This is a genomic window from Pseudomonas sp. FFUP_PS_473, assembly GCF_002858665.1.
Classification (GTDB): Bacteria; Pseudomonadota; Gammaproteobacteria; order Pseudomonadales; family Pseudomonadaceae; genus Aquipseudomonas; species Aquipseudomonas defluvii.
In genome coordinates, this window is the sequence record NZ_PJQQ01000007.1 from 1 (window position 1) to 21,458 (window position 21,458).

Genomic DNA, 21,458 nt, shown 5'->3' on the forward strand with positions numbered 1-21,458 from the left:
GAATTTTCCGTTCAACTTCAACCACTTGACTCGCTTCGATCTCTCGTTAGCGGGAGGCGAATTCTACAGCGTTTCAACTCGCTGTCAACCACCTTTTTTCACCGCTGCCGATCTATTCGACCGAAGCACTTCCGACACTATCGCTAAACGTCTAACTCATTGATTACCAAGGAGTTTTCCGTTTCGACTGCGCCGGAAGTGGGGCGAATTATAGACAGTTACGATTCGCCGTCAAGCCTTATTTACAAACTCACTCAGCCTTCAGCGTAATACGCGCAAAGGCCTTCTTGCCGGCCTGGCAAACATGAGTGGCGCCCAACGCGAATACGAAGCCACGATCAACGACCTCGCCATCAATGCGCACACTACCCGCCGCCAGAAGATCGCGAGCCGCAGCAGCATTCTTGACCAGCCCAGCCTTATTAAGGACAGCCGCAATCGGCATATCTTCATCGGCAGGCACTACAACCTCGGGCAGGTCTTCTGGCAACTCGCCATCCTTCATGCGATTGCCCGCGGCACGGTGCGCGTTCGCAGCAGCCTCTTCACCATGGAAGCGCGCAACGATCTCTTCAGCCAGCTTGATCTTGATGTCCCGCGGATTAGCGCCCGCCTCTACATCTGCACGGAATGCATTGATCTCTTCCATGGACCGGAAGCTCAACAACTCGAAGTAACGCCACATCAAGGTGTCCGGGATCGAGACAAGCTTGCTGTACATCACACCCGGCGCTTCCTGGATACCAACATAGTTCCCGAGGGACTTGGACATCTTCTTGACACCATCAAGCCCCTCAAGCAGTGGCATGGTGACAATATTCTGAGGTTCCTGACCGTAACCGCGCTGAAGCTCGCGCCCCATCAGCAGATTGAACTTCTGATCGGTACCACCCAGTTCAACATCCGCCTTCAGCGCTACCGAGTCATACCCCTGCACCAGCGGGTAGAGGAACTCATGGATCGCGATCGGTTGATTGGTGGTGTAGCGCTTATGGAAGTCATCCCGCTCCAGCATACGCGCAACCGTGTATTGGGACGCCAGGCGAATGAAATCAGCCGGGGTCAGCGCATCCATCCAGGTCGAATTGAATGCAACTTCTGTCTTGGCTGGGTCAAGGATCTTGAACACCTGCTGTTTATACGTCTCGGCATTTTCCAGCACCTGCTCGCGAGTCAGCGGCGGACGCGTAGCACTCTTGCCACTCGGATCCCCGATCATCCCGGTGAAGTCCCCAATCAGGAAGATCACCTGATGCCCAAGATCCTGGAACTGACGCAGCTTGTTAATAAGGACGGTATGCCCCAGGTGCAGATCAGGCGCGGTAGGGTCGAAACCCGCCTTGATCCGCAGCGGCTGACCGCGCTTGAGCTTCTCGACCAGTTCGGACTCGACCAGTACCTCTTCCGCACCACGTTTGATCAGCTCTAGCTGCTCTTCAACCGACTTCATGACAGACCCGTAAGGCTCAGATTAAAAGGCCCCAACCATACAAGATCAGCCGTCAATTACAAGTTTTTGGCCTGAATGTGACCCAACACCCGACTGATGACGTCTGCCCGCTTGCTTTGGAAGGGATTTGGTTATATTTTATACAGTTATTTCATCTTCATCATGTCATTCATCTTTTCCATTTCATCTTTTTCAAAGTCAATTTACCCATGAGCAACGAACCGCCTAAAGCGCCTCCGCTTTATCCGAAGAGCCATCTGTTGGCTGCGAGCGGCATTGCAGCCTTACTCAGCCTGGCTTTGCTGGTATTCCCATCCAGCGAAGTCGAGGCCAAGAAAACAACCCTGAACCTTGAGCTGGAAAGCCCAGTCGAGCAGCTTGAGCAACAACAAGCAACGCCACCGCTGGCCAGCGAAGAGACTGCACCCTCACCGTTTGCCCAGATAGACAACGCTGACGAAAAAAACGAGCAAGCTGCCAAGGCGGAGCCTGCACCAACAGCAGAAACAGCAGAAACAGCTAAATCGCCTAGCCACCGCGAAGTCACCGTAGGCCGCGGCGATACGCTGTCGACACTGTTCAACAAAGTCGGCCTGCCAGCCAATGCGGTGCATGAGGTACTGGCCAGTAACAAGCAGGCCAAGCAGTTCAGCCAGCTCAAACATGGCCAGGTTCTGGAAATTGAACTGGACAAGGACGGTCAACTGTCCAGTTTGCACAGCAAGGTCAGCGACCTGGAAACCATCCGCCTGACCAAGACCAGCAACGGCTATGCGTTCAATCGCGAGATCAGCAAACCGACTGTACGCACTGCCTATGTGCACGGTGTCATCAAGAGCTCGCTTTCTGCGTCAGCACAACGTGCCGGCCTGTCTCACAGCCTGACCATGGATATGGCCGGTATCTTCGGCTACGACATCGACTTCGCTCAGGACATTCGCCAGGGTGACGAGTTCGATGTGATTTATGAACAGAAGGTAGTCAACGGCAAGGTCGTAGGCACCGGCAATATCCTTTCCGCCCGCTTCAGCAACCGCGGCAAGAGCTATAGCGCCGTTCGCTATACCAACAAGCAGGGCAACACCAGTTACTACACCGCCGACGGCAACAGCATGCGCAAGGCGTTCATCCGTACACCGGTTGATTTCGCACGTATTAGCTCGCGCTTCTCTGCTGGGCGTAAACACCCGATCCTGAACAAGATTCGCGCGCACAAAGGCGTCGACTATGCAGCGCCACGTGGGACGCCAATCAAAGCCGCCGGCGATGGCAAGGTGCTTCTGGCCGGGCGTCGCGGCGGCTATGGCAACACCGTCATCATTCAGCACGGTAACCGCTATCAGACGCTCTACGGGCATATGCAGGGCTTCGCAAAAGGCGTGAAGACCGGTGGCTCGGTCAAGCAGGGCCAGGTGATTGGTTATATCGGCACCACTGGCCTCTCCACCGGCCCACACCTGCACTATGAATTCCAGGTCAATGGCGTCCACGTCGACCCACTGGGCCAGAAGCTACCCATGGCAGACCCTATCGCCAAGGCTGAACGCCAACGCTTCATGCAGCAGAGCCAACCGCTGATCGCACGCATGGACCAGGAAAAGGCCACCATGCTGGCCTCGAGCAAGCGTTAAGCGATGCCTCTCTATCTGGGGGTGATGTCCGGGACCAGCCTTGACGGCCTGGACATCGCATTGATCGAGCAAGTGCAACAGCTCAAGCCAACGCTGCTCGCCACACATTACATCCCTATGCCGGACACGCTTCGCCAGTCACTACTGGCGTTGTGCGCCAGCGGGCCGGATGAAGTCGCCCGGGCAGCACTTGCCGAAAATGAGTGGGTGGCACTGGCAGCGACCGGAATCCAACAATTGCTGAGTACTCAGCACCTGCAACCCAGTGCCATTCGCGCCATTGGCAGCCACGGCCAGACCATTCGGCATGAACCGGCGCGCGGCTTCACTGTGCAGATCGGCAACCCAGCCCTGCTAGCCGAGCTCACGGGCATCAGCGTCGTCAGTGACTTCCGACGCCGCGACGTCGCCGCAGGCGGCCAGGGCGCCCCTCTGGTACCCGCCTTCCATGAATCGCTGTTCGAGCACCCAGGCGAACGCCTGGCAGTACTCAATGTCGGTGGTTTCAGCAACCTCAGCCTGATCGAGCACGGCATGCCAGTCAGAGGCTTTGACTGTGGTCCGGGCAACGTACTGCTGGACGCCTGGATTCAAGACCGCAAGGGGCTTAGCTTCGATGCAGGGGGCGCTTGGGCTGCGAGTGGGACGGTCATCCCGAGCTTGCTGTCTGCCTTGCTCAGTGACCCGTTCTTCGCGGGAACCGGCCCCAAGAGCACAGGCAGGGAAGTGTTTAACCTTCCATGGCTCAAGCACCACCTCAGCTCACAACCCGTCCACGACGATGCCGACGTACAGGCCACACTGCTGGAGTTGACCGCACAAAGCATCATCAACTCACTGCAGGCAGCCCAACCGGGGACACAGGTACTGTTGGTATGCGGGGGCGGCGCGCACAACGACGTGCTGATAAAGCGCTTGGCCAAACTGCTTCCCGGTGCGCGGGTCAGCAGCACTGACGCTTGCGGCGTCGATCCGGACTGGGTAGAGGCGATGGCATTCGCCTGGTTGGCTCATTGCTGCCTGGAAGGCATTGCGGGCAATCGCCCCAGCGTCACCGGCGCCCGCGGCCCTCGGGTACTTGGCGCTATCTACCCTGCATGAAGCGCACAGCAAAACGCCGCGCAAGTGCGCGGCGTCAGCAGTAAACACCCGGCCTTAGATCGAGAACGAAGAACCGCAACCACAGGTGGTGGTAGCGTTAGGGTTCTTGATCACGAAACGCGAGCCTTCCAAACCTTCCTGGTAATCCACTTCGGCACCTGCCAGGTACTGGAAGCTCATCGGATCGACAACCAAGGCAACGCCTTCGCGCTCCACGACAGTATCGTCTTCGGCAACGTCTTCATCAAAGGTGAAACCATACTGAAAGCCGGAGCAACCGCCGCCGGTTACGAACACTCGCAACTTCAGACGGTCATTACCCTCTTCATCGACCAGGGTCTTCACCTTGTGCGCGGCGCCCTGCGTGAATTGCAAAGCCGTAGGGGTGAAGGATTCGACGCTCATGCTGACTATCTCCCGGCGCTGTGCCGCCATAATGCGTGATGACAGGCATTATCCGCTTCTCCGAGAAAATTGGTCAAGAATTGAAGCAGACCCACGCCACACGTGAAACGACACTGCAAGCGTCTCCCACGTGTGGTTTCCCGCACTTTAAAGGTGATTAAGGCAACAGCCCCGCATGAGACAGACCCATGCGCTCGTCCAGGCCAAAAAGGATGTTCAGGTTCTGTACCGCCTGACCCGACGCGCCCTTGACCAGGTTATCGATGACCGAGAGCACTACGACCAGGTCACCACCTTGTGGCCGATGAACCGCAATACGGCAAACGTTGGCACCCCGCACGCTACGGGTTTCCGGGTGGCTGCCGGCTGGCATGACATCGACAAACGGCTCATCTGCATAACGTTTTTCGAACAGCGCTTGCAGGTCAACCGAGGTATCGGCAACGGTGGCGTACAGGGTCGAGTGGATACCCCGGATCATTGGCGTCAGATGCGGCACAAAGGTCAGACCGACATCACCACCGGCAGCACGGCGCAAGCCTTGGCTAATTTCTGGGAGGTGACGGTGCCCTTTGACCGCGTATGCCTTCATGCTTTCACCGGCTTCGCAGAACAGCGACCCTACGCTGGCGCCACGGCCAGCACCACTGACACCGGACTTGCAGTCGGCGATCAGGCGCGAGGTATCAGCAATGCCGGCCTCAAGCAGTGGCAGGAATCCCAATTGGGTAGCGGTTGGATAGCAACCTGGGACGGCAATCAGGCGAGCCTGGCGAATCTGCTCACGGTTGACCTCGGGTAAGCCATAGACCGCATCCTTGAGCAGTTCAGGTGCACCGTGTGGCTGGCCATACCACTTGGCCCACTCGTCAGCATCCTGCAAACGGAAGTCCGCAGAGAGGTCGATCACCTTGGTACCGGCTGCCAGGAGCTCCCCAGCCAGCGCATGGGCTACACCATGTGGCGTGGCAAAGAAGACCACGTCGCATGCTGCCAATGCCTTGCTGTCGGGCACGCTGAAGGCAAGGCCATCGTAGTGGCCGCGCAGGTTCGGGTACATGTCGGCGACGGCCAGCCCTGCTTCTGATCGCGATGTGATCACCGCCACCTCTGCCTGTGGATGCTGTGCCAACAGACGCAGCAGCTCGACACCGGTGTAACCCGTGCCGCCGACGATACCGACCTTGACCATAACGCGTGCCCCTTCTGAACGAACCGACTGTAGAGTGTAAAGCCAGCGATAATATGGGGCTGTCGCTTTGGTAACAACCGTTGAGATGACGGGGGCCACCCACAGCCACTACTATCCGACCACCGTGAACCCTGAAGGAACTGCAAAACATGCTTTATCTATGGATCAAGGCCCTACACATCGTCAGCGTGGTGTGCTGGTTTGCCGGGCTGTTCTATTTGCCCCGGCTCTTCGTCTACCACGCCCAGAGCCAGGACAGCATCAGCCAGGAACGTTTCGTGATCATGGAGCGCAAGCTGTACCGGGGCATCATGGGGCCGGCGATGATCGCCACTTTCATCTTTGGCATCTGGCTGCTTAGCTTGAACCCCGGCTTCATGAGCCAGGGCTGGATGCACGCCAAGCTGACACTTATCGTGCTGCTGACCGGCTACCACCATATGTGCGGCGCCCAGCTGAAACGTTTTGCACGTGGAGAAAACACTCGCAGCCACGTCTACTACCGCTGGTTCAATGAGGTGCCCGTGCTGATTCTGCTGGGTATCGTCATCCTGGTGGTGGTCAAACCGTTCTAAGCCGAACCTCGTCGGCCACTACCCGCACTGCAGGCGCAACGCCTGTACGTAGCGGTAGTGGCTGCGCCCACCCCAACCTGTAAACTACGCGCCTTGAACAATGCCCCCCTGATTGGAGAACTGCATGACCCGTTACGCCATGATCACCGGTGCCTCCAGCGGCCTCGGCCTGGCACTGGCCGAAGCACTGGCCAGGCGGGGGCGCAACCTGATTCTGGTAGCACGACAACGCGACCTGCTTGAACCTGTCGCCATCGAGCTGACGCAACGTTTCGGTGTAGAAGTTCTGTTCCGCGCCTGCGATCTCGGCGAGCCGCTGCGTCTGTCTGGCTTTCTACTTGAGCTCGAAGAAGGCGAACGGCAAATCGATCTGCTGGTGAACTGTGCGGGCATCCGCTCCTATGGCCCGTTCCTCGCTCAGGAATGGGCAGACGAGCAGGACCTGATCGAAGTGAACATTCTCGCCCTTACCCGCCTTTGCCACGCGCTGGGTAACGCCATGGCAGTTCAGGGCGGAGGGCAGATCCTCAACGTTGCCTCCCTCGCCGCGTTTGCGCCTGGCCCCTGGATGAGCAGCTATGCCGCAAGCAAGGCGTATGTTCTGCACTTCTCCGAAGGGCTACGCGAAGAACTCAAGCGCACCGGCATCAAGGTTTCAGTCCTCTGCCCCGGCCCGGTGCGCTCGTCCAGACGCCGTATTCCACGCCTGGACAACAGCAAGCGCTGCCTGAGCGCCGAGGAAGTGGCGCTGTATACCGTTCGAGCGCTGGAAAAAAACCGCGCCTTGATCCTTCCCGGTCGGCGCAATCGCTGGCTTGCATTCAGCCCGCGAATGCTCTCGCGCTGGCTCACACGCAAGCTGGCCGGTGCCATCAACCAACGCTATCGCCCAAGCAGAATCGAATAGAGGCTGGGCGGCAGGCCCTGCGCTGAGTACACTCAGGCCAGACCACCACCATGGAGCAAGCGTTGTGGAGACTCTCTTCACCAAGATCATCAACCGGGAGATCCCGGCCAAGATCATCTACGAGGACGACCAGGTTCTGGCCTTCCACGATATCGCACCACAGGCCCCCGTACACTTTCTGGTTATCCCGAAAAAGCCTATCCGTACCCTCAATGACCTGACCGAAGAAGACAAAGGCCTGGCTGGCCATATCCTCTTCACCGCTCAGCGCCTGGCCAAAGAGCTGGGCTGCGAAGACGGTTTTCGCGTGGTCATGAACTGCAATGAGCTGGGCGGTCAGACCGTCTACCACATCCATATGCACGTGCTCGGTCAACGCCAGATGCACTGGCCGCCGGGCTGATCCAACGCAAGCCGTGTCATCTGGATTGGGGTAAACTATCGGGCACATTCTTGCGGAGGTGCCCGATGGCTACCGAACGTCACTACTCGCCGCTCGACCGCTTGTTGCTGCAGGCCGACACTGCCATGCGCACCTTGCTGCCCTTCAGCGGCCAACCTTCCCGCCCGTCTCCGGCGATCATCCAGCCCGACAGTGACATGGACGACGAACAAACGCGCCATGTAGCGGGCCTGATGCGCATCAACCATACCGGCGAGGTCTGTGCTCAAGCGCTGTATCAAGGCCAGGCACTGACGGCAAAGCTGCCGCAGGTACGCAAGGCAATGGAACATGCAGCCGAAGAAGAAATCGATCACCTGGCCTGGTGCGAACAGCGCATTCGCCAACTTGGCAGCCACCCCAGTGTGCTAAACCCGTTGTTCTATGGCATGTCATTCGGCATCGGCGCAGTGGCCGGGATGATCAGCGACAAAGTCAGCCTGGGGTTCGTCGCAGCTACCGAGCATCAAGTGTGCAGGCACCTGGATGAGCACCTGGAGCAGATTCCAGCCGAAGATGAGAAATCACGGGCTATCCTCGAGCAGATGCGCATCGATGAAGCACACCATGCCGAGTCCGCGCTGGACGCTGGGGGCTTCCGTTTCCCTGCGCCGATCAAGTTCGGGATGAGCCTTATGGCAAAGGTCATGACTAAAAGCACCTACCGTATGTGACCATCATGGCTGACCGCTTCGATGCTCAAGATCTTGCCCGTGCCGTAGCTGCGGGGATTCTCCAGCCAGGCCAGGATCAGGCCCTGCTGGACTTTCTCAAGCAGCAACCGCAAGAGCGTGCCAGCTTCCAACTGGCGCATGTCGCCTATTACTTTGGCGCACTACTGATCATGGGCGCCATGGGCTGGCTATTGACCGAAGCCTGGATGAGTATCGGTGACAGCGCCCTGCTGCTGGTCGCACTGAGCTACATCGCCCTGCTCACCCTGGCCGGCAAGGCCATGCACCGCAGTGGGCAGGTAATCCCTGGTGGGCTGCTCGCTGCCGTGGCGGTGAGCATTGTGCCGTTGGCAGTGTTCGCACTCGAACGCCTTAGCGGTTTCTGGCCCATGGACGACAGCCAAGGTGACTACCAGAACTACTACCGCTATGTACAAGGTGGGTGGTTGTTGATGGAAGTTGCGGCAGTGGTTGCCGGCCTGCTGATGCTGCGCCTGGTGCCCTTCCCGTTTATTGTGATGCCAATGGCGATCGCCCTCTGGTTCATGTCAATGGACCTGACCGAGTGGGTCTACGGTGACGGATTCAGTTGGGATCAGCGTCGAGAAGTCTCGCTGTGGTTCGGCCTCGGTTTGCTGCTGGTATGCGTCTGGATTGATGGGCGCAGCCGCCAGGACTATGCCTTCTGGGGCTATCTGGCCGGGCTCGCAGCCTTCTGGGGCGGTTTGACATTGATGGACAGCGGCAGCGAATGGGGCAAGGCCATGTACTGCCTGATCAACCTTGGCTTGATGGCCGTGGCTCTTTTGCTGCGCCGCCCCGTGTTCATGGTGTTCGGGGCACTGGGTGTGGCGGCTTACCTGGGGTACCTGTCCTATGATGTGTTCGCTGACTCACTGCTGTTCCCGCTGGTACTGAGCCTGATCGGGATCGCGATTATTGGCCTTGGCGTGTTCTACCAGAAACACCGCGAGCGCTTGAGTACCGCCCTACGTACCCTGCTGCCAACTGCCATCGTGGATTTTCTGCCCGGATTGCGCCGCTAAATGCAGCGCAACAACCGGAGCAACTGACGAAAATAAAAAAGGGGCCCTCGCAAGGGCCCCTTTTTTTGCCTGGAAATTTACGCTGGCATGTTGCGAGCGTAAAAGATTTCCAGCATTTCGTGTTTTACACGCTCAGTCACCTGCGCGCGCTGTTCTGCAGACAAGTTGTTGGTCGCGTCGCCGAACAGGTAGTTGTCCAGTTCGAAGTCCTTGAGCAGCATCTTGGTGTGGAACAGGTTCTCCTGATACACATTGACGTCCGTCAACTGGTAAGCGGACTTGGTATCTTCAGAGAGGTAGTTCTGGATCGAGTTGATCTCGTGATCGATGAAGTGCTTCTTCCCTTCGATGTCACGGGTGAAACCGCGCACACGGTAATCCACAGTCACGATGTCCGAATCGAACTGGTGAATCAGGTAGTTGAGCGCCTTGAGCGGTGAAATAACCCCGCAGGTCGACACATCGATATCCACACGGAAGGTAGCGATGCCATCCACCGGATGAATTTCCGGGTAGGTGTGAACAGTGATATGGCTCTTGTCGAGGTGGGCCAGAATGGTATCTGGCAATGGGCCCGGCGACTCTTCGATCTGGCTGTCGGTCGGGGTGACCGGTTGTTCAGAGATCAGAATGGTCACGCTGGCGCCTTGTGGCTCGTAATCCTGACGGGCAATGTTCAGGATATTGGCACCAATGATATCAACCACATCGGTGAGAATCTGCGTCAGGCGTTCGGCGTCGTACTCTTGGTTGATGTACTCGACGTAGGCCTGCAGGTCCTGAGGGGACTCTGCATAGCAGATATCATAGATGTTGAAGCTCAAGGTCTTTGTCAGGTTGTTGAACCCGTGGAGCTTGAGTTTGCTTTTCACCGTTGAAAACTCTCTATATGTGTGCGGCCCGGCCGCGTGATCAAGCATGCCCGTCAGATGCGAACGACGCACCTGCGTAGGACGGTTAACACCTCTTCGCGATGGCGATTTTGGTTGTCTGGTCGGAGCAGGTCCGAGACAGGGCCAAAGCCCTGAAAAAGGGGCGCATTATGCAGACCTGAAGCCCGGTCTGCCAGAGTGTGCGCCGCTTTTATGATAGTTGAATGTCGACTCAACCCAGCTCGACGATTTCATAGGCGTGAGTAATCTCGACACCCGCACGCCCCAGCATGATCGAAGCCGAGCAATACTTCTCGGCAGACAGCTCAACCGCACGTTTGACCTGAGCCTCTTTCAAACCACGGCCCTTGACCACAAAGCGCAGATGTATCTTGGTGAATACCTTGGGGTCTTCACTCGCACGCTCAGCCTCCAGGAACGCTTCACAGCTTTCTACTGCCTGCCGCGACTTCTTCAAGATGCTGACCACATCGAAGTTGCTGCAACCGCCCAGACCCAGCAGCAGCATCTCCATCGGCCGAACGCCCAGATTACGCCCGCCACTCTCCGGCGGACCATCCATGACCACCACATGGCCACTGCCTGACTCGCCGAGAAACATGGCTTCGCCAGCCCACTGGATACGCGCCTTCATACCTGGACTCCATTAAACATGAAAAAGGCTGCCAGCTTAGACCCTGCGGGCACGTCGGAAAAGCTAAGCGTTCAAGGAAATGTGCCGATACAGGAACACGCGTCTGATAAGCTGACGCCAAATCACTGGCGCAAAAGCCAGGCTACTTACAAAAGTGTCCACGCATCGCTTCTTTCCGGAATTCAGCCATGGTTGCCTTGAACCTCCCAGCCAAGATCAAGAACATCGACAAGTTGCTTGCTCATTGTCAGCGTCGGCATTTCACCGCCAAGAGCAACATCATTTGCGCGGGCGACGAGGCTCATACCCTGTGGTACATCGTCAAGGGTTCGGTGACCATCCTGATCGAGGATGATGAAGGCCATGAGATGATCATCGCCTACCTCAACAGTGGCGACTTCTTTGGTGAACTTGGGCTCTTTGAACCCGAGGGCAAAGAACAGCAACGCAGTGCCTGGGTACGCGCCAAAAGCGAATGTGAAGTGGCCGAAATCACCTATGAGAAATTTCGCGAGCTGGCCCGCCAGGACCCGGACATTCTCTACGCGCTCGGCAGCCAGATGGCACAACGCCTGCGTAACACGACTCGCAAGGTAGGCGACCTGGCCTTTTTCGACGTCACCGGACGCGTAGCCCGCTGCCTGCTGGAGCTATGCAAGCAACCCGACGCAATGACCCACCCGGACGGTATGCAGATCAAGATAACCCGCCAGGAAATCGGCCGGATCGTCGGATGCTCACGGGAGATGGTCGGCCGCGTGCTAAAGGATCTTGAAGAACGCAGCCTGGTTCAGGTCAAGGGCAAGACCATGGTGGTCTACGGTACCCGCTAGTCTTTCGCGATACCCGCAAGCACCGCGCCATAGGCCTGCGCCAACTGTGTAAACAGTGGGGCCTCGGGTACCACTTCGTGCAGGGCAATGTGGCTATCGGCCAGACAACGTTGCTCCAGCTCGCAACACTCATTGAACCGGTTCACTGCGGCGACCATCGTTTCGCGCTCGTTATCCAGCAGCAGTGCACCGTGCACCAGCACGACAGGCCGCTTGCCATTGAGCCCCTGACGCCAGCGCTGAGCCGTACCGACCAGTTTGCGACCATTAAGGTTGACGTTGTAACGACCATCGCAGAACGCCCCCTCGATCTCTCCGACCGAAGCAACCCCGCCCCACTCACGCAGGGCCTCGCACAAGGGTTGGCAAAGTCGCTCATAGGCGCTTTCGATCCGCCCATGATCACCCTCACTGCGCGGCGCAACATAGACCAGGGCAATGTTGATGACCGCTGGTGATTGCGGTACAGGCTCGCCGCCAGTCTCTCGCAACAATATCGGCCAGCCGGCAATCGCCAGTTCCGCACAGGCCGCCTCGAAGCCCTCCAGGCGACTCATGCGCCGAGGCATGACCAAGGCCCGGTCAGTCGGGCGCCAGAACAACACACCATGGTCTTGCTCACCTCGACACACAGCGGCCAGCAAATCCTGCTCGGCACGCAGGCCAGCTTCAACGGTCACGGCAACAGGTTGATCGTTCATCGCATTAACCTTGTCGATACAAAAAAGCCGGCATCGCCGGCTTCAGGGGTTGATCAGTCCAGACCTGGAACCTGGTTCTGTGGCACACGCTCAGGAAAGAACAGACGCTGCAGTTCATAACCTGGATTGTCCGCGCGCATGAACGCTTCGCCGACCAGGAAGGAATACACCTCATTGACTTCCATCAGCTCGACGTCGGCACGGGTCAGAATGCCGCTTTCAGTAATTGCCAGACGATCACGCGGAATGCGTGGCAACAGGTCGAGCGTCGTTTCCAGGCTCACCTCAAAGGTGTGCAGGTTACGGTTGTTGACACCAACCAGCGGGGTATCAAGGACGCTCAATGCCCGATCGAGCTCATCACCATCATGCACTTCGACCAATACATCGAGGCCGACACCTTTGGCAGTGGCCGCCAGCTCAGCCATCTTCACGTCGTCCAACGCGGAAACGATCAGCAGTACGCAGTCAGCACCCAGGGCTCGCGCTTCGACGATCTGGTAAGGATCGATCATGAAATCCTTGCGGATAACGGGCAAGGCACAAGCCGCTCGGGCCTGCTGCAAATACACATCAGCGCCCTGGAAGTAGTCGATGTCGGTCAGTACCGACAGGCAGGTTGCCCCACCCTTCTGGTAACTGACCGCGATGTCGGCCGGAACGAAGTGCTCGCGAATGACACCCTTGCTCGGCGAAGCTTTCTTGATTTCAGCAATAACCGCTGGCTGCTTGCGTGCCGCCTGCTCGATCAGCGCCTTGGCAAAACCACGAGGCGCATCGGCGCTGGCCGCCAGACGCTCAAGTTCGGCCAGGCTCACCCGGGCACTGCGCTCAGCGACTTCTTCGACCTTGCGCGCGAGGATTTTTTCCAGAACCGTCGGCACACTCATCCTTCATTCTCCTGCTTGAATACAGCGGTAAACGCACCCAGCTCCTCAAGTTTTTCGCGGGCAAGACCGGTGTGCAGCGCATCATGTGCCAACGCGACGCCCTCTTTGAGCGAAGAGGCGTGGTCTGCGGCGTACAGTGCTGCGCCCGCATTAAGCACGATCATTTCTGCAGCCTTCTGACCGTTTTCAGTCTTGCGTCGGCCCAAGGCATCGCGAATCAGCTCCAGCGAAGCCGCCGGGCTTTCAACCGACAGCCCATGCAGACTCTGGCTTTTCATGCCAAGGTCTTCAGGCTCGACCCAATACTCGGTAATCTGGTCGTTCTTCAATTCCGCCACAAAGGTCGGCGCGGCCAGGCTGAACTCGTCCAGACCGTCCTTTGAATGCACCACCAGTACATGTTTGCTGCCCAAGCGTTGCAGCACTTCGGCCAACGGCCGGCACAGCGCTTGACTAAACACACCGACCACCTGGTGCTTCACGCCGGCAGGATTCGTCAGCGGGCCAATCATGTTGAACAGGGTGCGCAACCCCAGATCACGGCGAGGGCCGGCAGCGTGCTTCATTGCCCCATGGTGCGACTGGGCAAACATGAAGCCGATACCAACGCTGTCAATGCAACGAGCCACTTGAACCGGGGTCAGGTTCAGGTAGATACCGGCGGCCTCAAGCAGGTCGGCACTGCCACTCTTGCCCGAAACGGCACGGTTACCATGCTTGGCAACCGTGCAACCCGCCGCTGCCACCACAAATGACGAGGCAGTAGAGACATTAAAGATGTTCGCGCCGTCGCCGCCGGTGCCGACGACATCGACAACACCGGCAAGGGTGTTGAGTTCAACTTTATCCGCCAGCTCACGCATCGCCGAGACGGCACCGACGATTTCGTCAATGCTCTCGCTCTTCATGCGCAGCCCCATCATGAAAGCGCCGATCTGCGCTTCGGTGCATTGGCCGGTCATGATCTGACGCATGACGTCGCGCATTTCATCGGTGGAGAGGTCCAACTGACTGACGATACGGGCCAGCGCGCTCTTGATATCCATGTTCGATCCTTAGCGGTGGCCGCCGCTCTGCTTGAGGAAGTTGGCGAACAGCTCGTGGCCCTGTTCAGTGAGGATCGACTCAGGGTGGAACTGCACCCCTTCGATGTTCAGCGTCTTGTGCCGCAGGCCCATGATTTCATCGACAGAACCATCTGCCAGCGCAGTCCAGGCGGTGACCTCAAGACACTCCGGCAAGGTTTCGCGCTTGACCACCAGCGAGTGGTAGCGGGTTACGGTGAGCGGATTGTTCAGGCCCGCAAATACGCCGAGGTCGCGGTGGAACACAGGGCTGGTTTTGCCGTGCATCACCTGACGGGCACGCACCACGTCCCCGCCAAAGGCCTGGCCGATGGACTGGTGGCCCAGGCAGACACCGAGAATGGGCAGTTTCCCGGCAAAATACTTGATTGCCTCCAGCGACACACCCGCTTCAGTTGGGGTGCAAGGGCCGGGGGAAACAACGATGCGTTCAGGCTTGAGCGCCTCGATCTGGGCGATGGTCAGTTCGTCATTGCGAATGACCTTGACCTCTGCACCCAACTCGCCAAGGTACTGCACGACGTTGTAGGTGAAGGAGTCGTAGTTGTCGATCATCAGTAACATCTGGTCAACCTCTTGAGTCTGCTGACTCTGAATACCTGTCTTGCGCCGAAAAGGCGCCATCTTCACTGGCGTGGCGTCTGCTCGGCCAAGGCTACGGCCCGGAACATCGCGCGGCGCTTGTTGATGGTTTCTTCCCACTCCAGCGCGGGCACCGAGTCGGCGACGATGCCGCCACCGGCCTGGACATGCAACTCGCCGTCCTTGATCACCGCCGTGCGGATCGCGATGGCGGTATCCATGTTGCCGTTCCAGGCGAGGTAACCGACCGCACCGCCATACACGCCGCGCTTTACCGGCTCCAGCTCATCGATGATCTCCATCGCACGGATCTTCGGCGCACCCGACAAGGTACCCGCCGGAAGAATCGCGCGTAGCGCATCCATAGCCGAAAGACCTTCCTTCAGTTGACCAGTAACGTTAGAGACAATATGCATCACATTGGAGTAGCGCTCGATCACCATTTTCTCGGTGACCTTGACCGAGCCGGTTTCGGATACCCGACCGGTGTCGTTACGCCCCAGATCAATCAGCATCAGGTGCTCGGCGATTTCCTTGTCATCGGACAGCAGGTCTTCTTCCAGGGCACGGTCGGCTTCTTCGGTTGCACCGCGTGGACGAGTACCGGCGATTGGACGTACGGTGACCAGGTTGTCCTCGACGCGCACCAGTACTTCCGGCGAACTGCCAACGACGTGGAAGTCGCCAAAGTTGAAGAAGTACATGTACGGCGTCGGGTTGAAGCAGCGCAGCGCACGGTACAGGTCGATAGGCGCGGCACTGAAATCAATGGACATACGCTGCGACGGCACAACCTGCATGCAGTCGCCCGCCAGGATGTACTCCTTGATGGTATCGACAGCACGCTCGTAGTCGTCCTGCGTGAAACTGGAGCGGAATGCGGGCTCGGCAGCCTGCAACCCCTTGAAATCCAGGCCACGGCGCGGCGTGATCGGCTGACGCAGTTGCTCGAGTAATTGCTCGAGGCGCGCCTGACCGTCTTCGTAGGCGTTTTCCTGCGCCGGGTCGACCAGCACGATTGCATGGATCTTGCTGGCCAGGTTGTCGAACACCACGACGGCATCAGAAACCATCAGCAAAATATCCGGCACACCCAACGGGTCTGGATTCGGGCATTTGCCCAGGCGCTTTTCCACATAGCGCACGCAGTCATAGCCAAAGTACCCCACCAGACCGCCGTCGAAACGCGGCAGACCAGCGATCGTTGGCACCTTGTAGCGATCTTTGAAGGCCTCGACGAATGCCAACGGATCGTCGACATCATGCTGCTCGACTTCTACACCGTCATGGCTGATGCGAACCTGATAGTCATGCACACGCAACACCGTGCGGCACGGCAAGCCAATGATGGAATAACGCCCCCATTTTTCCCCGCCCTGCACGGATTCGAGCAGGTAGGAGTTGGGCTGGTCGGCCAGCTTCAGGTAAATGGACAGCGGCGTATCGAAGTCGGCCAGGGTTTCGCAGGCAAGCGGAATGCGGTTGTAGCCGGCTGCGGCCAGGCGCAGGAATTCTTCGCGGGTCATGATAGCCTCGTGGCAAGGAGCTATGGGTCGGGCAAGCAAACGTGCCGGGTCAAGCCGGCTAGATAGAAGTCAGGCGCGCCAACGCCAACGGGCCAGTGCCTTGATGACTTTCATCCAGAGTTTGCAGGTGACCACCACGATGGAATCTCTATCAGGGGGGGATTGAACGTCCGACATTAGCTCAGTGTCTGCTTCTAAGCAACCAGGCAAGAGTGCACGAAGGTCATCAATCACCAATGTGGGTGACTCCTCGGCTATCGGACGACCATGGTTATAGCCATAGCTGAGTGCAACACACTTGACGCCAGCAGCCTTCGCCGCCAGCACATCGCTGCGCGAATCACCGACAAACAGCGCGTTTTCTGGCGGCACATTCGCCATTTTCATAACGAACATCAGCGCTGCCGGGTCTGGCTTCTGCTGCGGCAAGGTATCGCCGCCGATGATCCAGCGAAAATAACGGCCGATTTTCATCTGGTCCAGTAACGGGCCAACAAAGCGTTCAGGCTTGTTGGTGATCAGAGCCATTTCCACGCCCTGCTTGCGCAACCAACGCAGCGTATCCTTCACGCCAGGGTAAACCGCCGACAGCGCATGGTTTTCAGCATAGGCCTGCATGAAAATCTCCAGGCCCTTCTCCGCCTCGTCTTCATCGACGGCGGAGTGATCCAGGCCACCGGCCAAGGCGCGGCGTACCAGTACCGCAGCGCCGTTACCGACCCATTGGCGTACAGCCTCAAGGCCAACCGGACGACGGCCCATTTCGAGCAGCATCTGGTCCACAGCGACCGCCAGGTCCGGTACGGAGTCGATCAGCGTGCCATCCAGATCGAACATTACCAGCCTGGGAAGGCTGCCCGGGAACAGCTGCTCGAAACCACTCATGGCCGTGCCAAAGCCAGTTCAGCATGCATTTTGGCGATGACTTCGCGGTAGTCCGGCGCATTGAAGATCGCAGAGCCCGCAACAAAGGTGTCAGCGCCAGCAGCAGCGATCTCGCGGATGTTGTTGACGTTGACGCCGCCATCGATTTCCAGACGGATATCGCGACCACTGGCCTGGATCAGCGCGCGAGCCTCACGCAGCTTGTCGAGGGTGCCGGGAATGAACTTCTGCCCACCAAAGCCTGGGTTAACGCTCATCAACAGGACCATGTCGACCTTGTCCATGACGTACTTCAAGGCATCGAGCGATGTTGCCGGGTTGAACACCAGGCCCGCCTTGCAGCCACCATCACGGATCAGTTGCAGCGAGCGGTCGATGTGCTGGGAAGCTTCTGGGTGGAAAGTGATGTACGTCGCACCGGCTTCAATGAAATCGCCAATGATGCGATCTACCGGGCTGACCATCAGGTGCACGTCGATCGGCGCGGTGACGCCATACTTGCGCAGCGCACTGCAGACCATCGGGCCGATAGTCAGGTTGGGGACGTAGTGGTTATCCATGACATCGAAGTGAACGATGTCGGCTCCGGCCTCCAGCACATTGTCGACTTCCTCGCCCAGGCGAGCGAAATCGGCAGAGAGAATGGAGGGGGCAATAGCGTAGGGCTGCATGGCGCACCTGTAGGGCAGAAATCACGGTGGTGCGCATTGTAGCTCAAGCGACCGGCCAAGGGCTGACCGGTATCAATCACAGCGACAAACAGGTACCAAGGCGTGCCCCCCAGGTTTTGCACCTGAGGGGCACAGGCATCAAGCCGGCTGCTGGGTGCGCAGTTTTTCGCTACGCCCACGCAACCATTCCAGGGTCAGCAGCAGGAGCACCGAGAATGCAATCAGCAAGGTCGCGGCCGCCGCAATGGTCGGGCTCAGGTTCTCACGGATACCGCTGAACATTTGCCGTGGCAAGGTCGCCTGCTGCGGGCCAGCAAGGAACAGGGTGACCACCACTTCGTCGAACGAGGTCGCAAAGGCGAACAAGGCTCCGGAAATGACGCCAGGTGCAATCAATGGCAGGGTCACACGGCGGAACGCTGTCAATGGCGATGCACCCAGGCTGGCCGCTGCACGCACCAGGTTATGGTTGAAGCCCTGCAGGGTTGCCGAAACCGTGATGATCACAAACGGCACACCCAGCACGGCATGCACCAGGATCAGCGAAATGAAGCTGTTTCCCATGCCCAGCGGTGCGAAGAACAGGTAGCTGGCCACACCGATGATCACCACCGGCACCACCATCGGCGAAATCACCAATGCCATCACCAGCGATTTACCAGGGAAGTCGCCACGGGTCAGGCCAATCGAGGCCAACGTACCGAAGACCATTGCCAGCACCATGGCCGCTGGCGCAACGATGATGCTGTTCTTCAGTGCGCGCATCCACTCCGCCGAAGCGAAGAAGTCCTGATACCAGTGCAGCGAGAAGCCCTGCAGCGGGTAGACCAGAAAACTGCCCGAGTTGAATGACAGTGGAATGATGACCAGCACCGGCAACACCAGGAACAGCAGGATCAGCCCGCAGAGGATACGCAAGCTGTAGAACCAGACCCGCTCGATAGGCGACATGTAAGGACTCAACATGGAAAGGCTCCTCAGCTCAGACGACGGCGGCTTGAACCGACCAGCCAGCTATAGATCAAGTACAACAGCACGGTGGCAAGCAACAGCAAACCGCCCAGCGCCGTGGCCATACCCCAGTTGATACTGGTGTTGGTGTAGAAGGCGACGAAGTAGCTGACCATCTGGTCGTTCGGGCTACCCAGCAACGCCGGGGTGATGTAGTAACCGATCGCCAGGATGAACACCAACAGGCAGCCTGCGCCAACGCCCGCATAGGTTTGTGGGAAGTACACCCGCCAGAAGCTGGCGAAAGGATGGCAACCCAGCGAGATGGCTGCACGCATGTAAGTCGGCGAAATGCCCTTCATCACGCTGTAAATCGGCAGGATCATGAACGGCAGCAGGATATGCACCATGGAGATGTACACACCGGTCCGGTTGAACACCAACTCCAGTGGTTTGTCGATGATGCCGATCGCCATCAGTGCGCTGTTGATCAAACCACCAGACTGCAACAGCACGATCCAGGCGGCAACACGCACCAGGATCGAGGTCCAGAACGGCAACAGCACCAAGATCATCAGCAGGTTGCTCTGGCGGGTTGGCAGGTTGGCAAGCAGATACGCCAACGGATAGGCCAACAGCAGACAGATGCCAGTGATGACGAAGCCCATCCACAGGGTACGGGCGAAAATGTCCAGGTAGATCGCCTGGTCAGGGGTAGCCGGGGCCAGCTCGCCCAGATCGTCGATACGATGGTCCAGGGAAGCCAACAGGTAGAACGGGGTGATACTACTGGTGTTACGGCGAATCGCCTGCCAGTAGGCGGGGTCGCCCCAACGCTCGTCCAACTCCTGCAGCGCTTCTTTATAAGAAGCCGGCTCGGCCTTGAACGGAAGGGCACGGGCAGTCTTGGCCAACAGGCTACGGTAGCCAGCCAGCTCCATGTTCAAACGCTTGGACAGGTCGCCCAAGGTCTGGTTCTTGCGCGATTCGGCGAGATCGTCGGCCAATGCCTTGTACACCGGCTCGGCCGGCAGGCTCTTGCCATCCCACTCGCTGACCGCAACGACGGTACGCGGCAAGCCGCTGACCACCTCAGGGTTACCGACACTCTTGTACAACAGCGCAGCGATAGGCACCAGAAACACCAGCAGCAGAAACACTGCCAGAGGTGCGATCAATGCCTGCGCCTTCCAGCGGTTGACCCGCTCGGCATGCGCCAGGCGACGCTTGAGGGAAGGACCGGTGCCTTCGTTCAGGGGCACTGCGATGGCCATAGCGAACTCCGAAAAACTTGATCAAAAGGCGCGTCACCGGAAGGGTGACGCGCCATCAGCACGGCTTACTTGGCTGCCCACGCGTTGAAGCGTTGCTCCAGTTGCTCGCTATTGTCGGCCCAGAACGCCACGTCGATTTGCACCTGATTGGCGATGTTTTCCGGGGTGGTCGGCATGTCTTTCTTGATGCTGTCAGACAACAGGGCGACAGCTTTCGAATTCGCCGGACCGTAAGCGATGTTTTCGGAGTAGGTCTTCTGCTGCTCTGGCTTGACCGAATAGGCGATGAACTTCTTCGCCTCTTCAAGGTTTTTGGCACCCTTTGGAATGGCCCAAGCGTCGAAGTCGTAGATACCGCCGTTCCACACCACCTTCAGGTTGCTTTCTTTCTGAACGGCGGCGATACGACCGTTGTAGGCCGAGCTCATGACCACGTCACCCGAGGCCAGGTACTGCGGTGGCTGAGCACCGGCTTCCCACCACTGGATGCTTGGCTTGAGTTCATCAAGCTTCTTGAAGGCGCGATCCTGGCCTTCCTTGGTCGCCAGCACTTTGTAGACTTCCTTCGGCGCGACACCGTCGGCCATCAAGGCGAATTCCAAGGTGTACTTGGCGCCCTTGCGCAGGCCACGCTTGCCCGGGAATTTCTTGGTATCCCAGAAATCGGCCCAGCTGGTTGGCGCAGATTTCAGTTTGTCGGCGTTGTAGGCCATCACCGTGGACCACACGAAGAAACCTACACCGCACGGCTGAATGGCACCGGGAACATAGTCGGACTCATCACCGAACAGCGCCGGGTCGAGCTCCTCGAACATGCCTTCGTCGCAACCACGCGCCAGCTCTGGCGATTCGACTTCGACCAGGTTCCAGGACACGCTTTTGGTGTCGACCATGGCTTTGACCTTGGCCATCTCACCGTTGTACTCACCCGCAACAATCTTGCCGTTGCCAGCCTTTTCCCAAGGTTCGTAGAACGCCTTGGTCTGGGCTGCCTTATTCGCGCCACCAAAGGAAATCACAGTCAGATCGGCCGCCGCCATGGCCTGGGTTGCTGCGAACAGGCCCAAAGAAAGGGCGGTCAACTTCAAGTGCTTGAGCATTATTATTCTC

At 58.3% G+C, this 21,458-nt stretch carries 23 protein-coding genes; 8 read left to right on the forward strand and 15 right to left on the reverse strand.

What is annotated here, in order from left to right:
- Positions 1-250: 250 nt before the first annotated feature.
- Entirely contained in the window at positions 251-1,450 is a 1,200-nt protein-coding gene (gene tyrS, locus CYD26_RS06420; RefSeq protein WP_102052152.1) for a tyrosine--tRNA ligase, read from the reverse strand.
- Between the two features lie 209 nt (positions 1,451-1,659).
- Between tyrS and CYD26_RS06430 the strand changes: the two genes are divergently transcribed.
- Complete coding sequence (locus tag CYD26_RS06430; protein ID WP_102052153.1) at positions 1,660-3,081, forward strand: peptidoglycan DD-metalloendopeptidase family protein; 1,422 nt, start codon at positions 1,660-1,662, stop codon at positions 3,079-3,081.
- Between the two features lie 3 nt (positions 3,082-3,084).
- Positions 3,085-4,182 (forward strand): anhydro-N-acetylmuramic acid kinase, encoded by a 1,098-nt coding sequence (locus CYD26_RS06435; protein ID WP_102052154.1) that lies wholly within the window; start codon positions 3,085-3,087, stop codon positions 4,180-4,182.
- Positions 4,183-4,236: 54 nt separating this feature from the next.
- Here the strand turns inward: CYD26_RS06435 and erpA are convergent, their stop codons facing one another.
- Positions 4,237-4,587 carry an iron-sulfur cluster insertion protein ErpA gene (gene erpA / locus CYD26_RS06440; RefSeq protein ID WP_065759005.1) on the reverse strand — a complete coding sequence of 117 codons (351 nt, stop codon included), beginning with the start codon at positions 4,585-4,587 and terminating at the stop codon, positions 4,237-4,239.
- A gap of 157 nt (positions 4,588-4,744) precedes the next feature.
- Positions 4,745-5,779: an N-acetyl-gamma-glutamyl-phosphate reductase gene (argC, locus tag CYD26_RS06445; RefSeq protein WP_065759006.1), complete on the reverse strand. Its 1,035-nt coding sequence runs from the start codon at positions 5,777-5,779 to the stop codon at positions 4,745-4,747.
- A gap of 149 nt (positions 5,780-5,928) precedes the next feature.
- Here argC and hemJ point away from each other — a divergent pair, with 149 nt between their 5' ends.
- The 5 genes from hemJ (at position 5,929) to CYD26_RS06470 (ending at position 9,423) form a co-directional block, all read left to right on the forward strand.
- On the forward strand, positions 5,929-6,354 hold the full coding sequence (gene hemJ / locus CYD26_RS06450; protein ID WP_102052155.1) for a protoporphyrinogen oxidase HemJ: 426 nt from the start codon (positions 5,929-5,931) through the stop codon (positions 6,352-6,354).
- A gap of 124 nt (positions 6,355-6,478) precedes the next feature.
- Positions 6,479-7,261 (forward strand): SDR family oxidoreductase, encoded by a 783-nt coding sequence (locus CYD26_RS06455; RefSeq protein WP_065759008.1) that lies wholly within the window; start codon positions 6,479-6,481, stop codon positions 7,259-7,261.
- Positions 7,262-7,325: 64 nt separating this feature from the next.
- Positions 7,326-7,664: a histidine triad nucleotide-binding protein gene (locus tag CYD26_RS06460; protein WP_028942126.1), complete on the forward strand. Its 339-nt coding sequence runs from the start codon at positions 7,326-7,328 to the stop codon at positions 7,662-7,664.
- Positions 7,665-7,729: 65 nt separating this feature from the next.
- Complete coding sequence (coq7, locus tag CYD26_RS06465) at positions 7,730-8,377, forward strand: 2-polyprenyl-3-methyl-6-methoxy-1,4-benzoquinone monooxygenase (protein WP_065759009.1); 648 nt, start codon at positions 7,730-7,732, stop codon at positions 8,375-8,377.
- A 5-nt stretch (positions 8,378-8,382) separates the two neighbouring features.
- Positions 8,383-9,423 (forward strand): DUF2157 domain-containing protein, encoded by a 1,041-nt coding sequence (locus tag CYD26_RS06470; protein WP_065759049.1) that lies wholly within the window; start codon positions 8,383-8,385, stop codon positions 9,421-9,423.
- 77 nt (positions 9,424-9,500) lie between these two features.
- Here the strand turns inward: CYD26_RS06470 and speD are convergent, their stop codons facing one another.
- Positions 9,501-10,295: an adenosylmethionine decarboxylase gene (speD, locus tag CYD26_RS06475; protein ID WP_065759010.1), complete on the reverse strand. Its 795-nt coding sequence runs from the start codon at positions 10,293-10,295 to the stop codon at positions 9,501-9,503.
- A 232-nt stretch (positions 10,296-10,527) separates the two neighbouring features.
- The gene (locus CYD26_RS06480; protein ID WP_065759011.1) at positions 10,528-10,950 is read right to left on the reverse strand and encodes an OsmC family protein; all 423 of its coding nucleotides are present in this window, start codon (positions 10,948-10,950) and stop codon (positions 10,528-10,530) included.
- A 188-nt stretch (positions 10,951-11,138) separates the two neighbouring features.
- Between CYD26_RS06480 and crp the strand changes: the two genes are divergently transcribed.
- A complete protein-coding gene (gene crp, locus CYD26_RS06485; RefSeq protein ID WP_065759012.1) occupies positions 11,139-11,783 on the forward strand; it encodes a cAMP-activated global transcriptional regulator CRP in 645 nt (214 codons plus the stop codon).
- Here the strand turns inward: crp and CYD26_RS06490 are convergent.
- From CYD26_RS06490 to CYD26_RS06535, 10 genes are all read right to left on the reverse strand, one after another.
- Entirely contained in the window at positions 11,780-12,484 is a 705-nt protein-coding gene (locus tag CYD26_RS06490; protein WP_065759013.1) for a lipoate--protein ligase family protein, read from the reverse strand. The two genes, crp and CYD26_RS06490, sit on opposite strands and share 4 nt — an antisense overlap.
- Positions 12,485-12,537: 53 nt before the next feature.
- On the reverse strand, positions 12,538-13,374 hold the full coding sequence (gene trpC / locus CYD26_RS06495) for an indole-3-glycerol phosphate synthase TrpC (protein ID WP_065759014.1): 837 nt from the start codon (positions 13,372-13,374) through the stop codon (positions 12,538-12,540).
- Positions 13,371-14,420, reverse strand: coding sequence for an anthranilate phosphoribosyltransferase (trpD, locus tag CYD26_RS06500; protein WP_065759015.1), 1,050 nt, complete (start codon positions 14,418-14,420; stop codon positions 13,371-13,373). Before trpD ends, trpC begins: the two co-directional genes overlap by 4 nt.
- 9 nt (positions 14,421-14,429) lie before the next feature.
- Entirely contained in the window at positions 14,430-15,023 is a 594-nt protein-coding gene (locus tag CYD26_RS06505; protein WP_065759050.1) for an aminodeoxychorismate/anthranilate synthase component II, read from the reverse strand.
- Between the two features lie 62 nt (positions 15,024-15,085).
- A complete protein-coding gene (gene trpE, locus CYD26_RS06510; protein ID WP_102052156.1) occupies positions 15,086-16,567 on the reverse strand; it encodes an anthranilate synthase component I in 1,482 nt (493 codons plus the stop codon).
- Between the two features lie 69 nt (positions 16,568-16,636).
- Positions 16,637-17,452 (reverse strand): phosphoglycolate phosphatase, encoded by an 816-nt coding sequence (locus tag CYD26_RS06515; protein WP_065759017.1) that lies wholly within the window; start codon positions 17,450-17,452, stop codon positions 16,637-16,639.
- Positions 17,449-18,123, reverse strand: coding sequence for a ribulose-phosphate 3-epimerase (gene rpe, locus CYD26_RS06520; protein ID WP_065759018.1), 675 nt, complete (start codon positions 18,121-18,123; stop codon positions 17,449-17,451). Before rpe ends, CYD26_RS06515 begins: the two co-directional genes overlap by 4 nt.
- 138 nt (positions 18,124-18,261) lie before the next feature.
- Positions 18,262-19,089, reverse strand: coding sequence for an ABC transporter permease (locus tag CYD26_RS06525; RefSeq protein WP_065759019.1), 828 nt, complete (start codon positions 19,087-19,089; stop codon positions 18,262-18,264).
- Positions 19,090-19,100: 11 nt separating this feature from the next.
- Entirely contained in the window at positions 19,101-20,348 is a 1,248-nt protein-coding gene (locus CYD26_RS06530; protein ID WP_065759020.1) for an ABC transporter permease, read from the reverse strand.
- A 65-nt stretch (positions 20,349-20,413) separates the two neighbouring features.
- Complete coding sequence (locus CYD26_RS06535) at positions 20,414-21,448, reverse strand: ABC transporter substrate-binding protein (RefSeq protein ID WP_065759021.1); 1,035 nt, start codon at positions 21,446-21,448, stop codon at positions 20,414-20,416.
- Between the last annotated feature and the right edge of the window lie 10 nt (positions 21,449-21,458).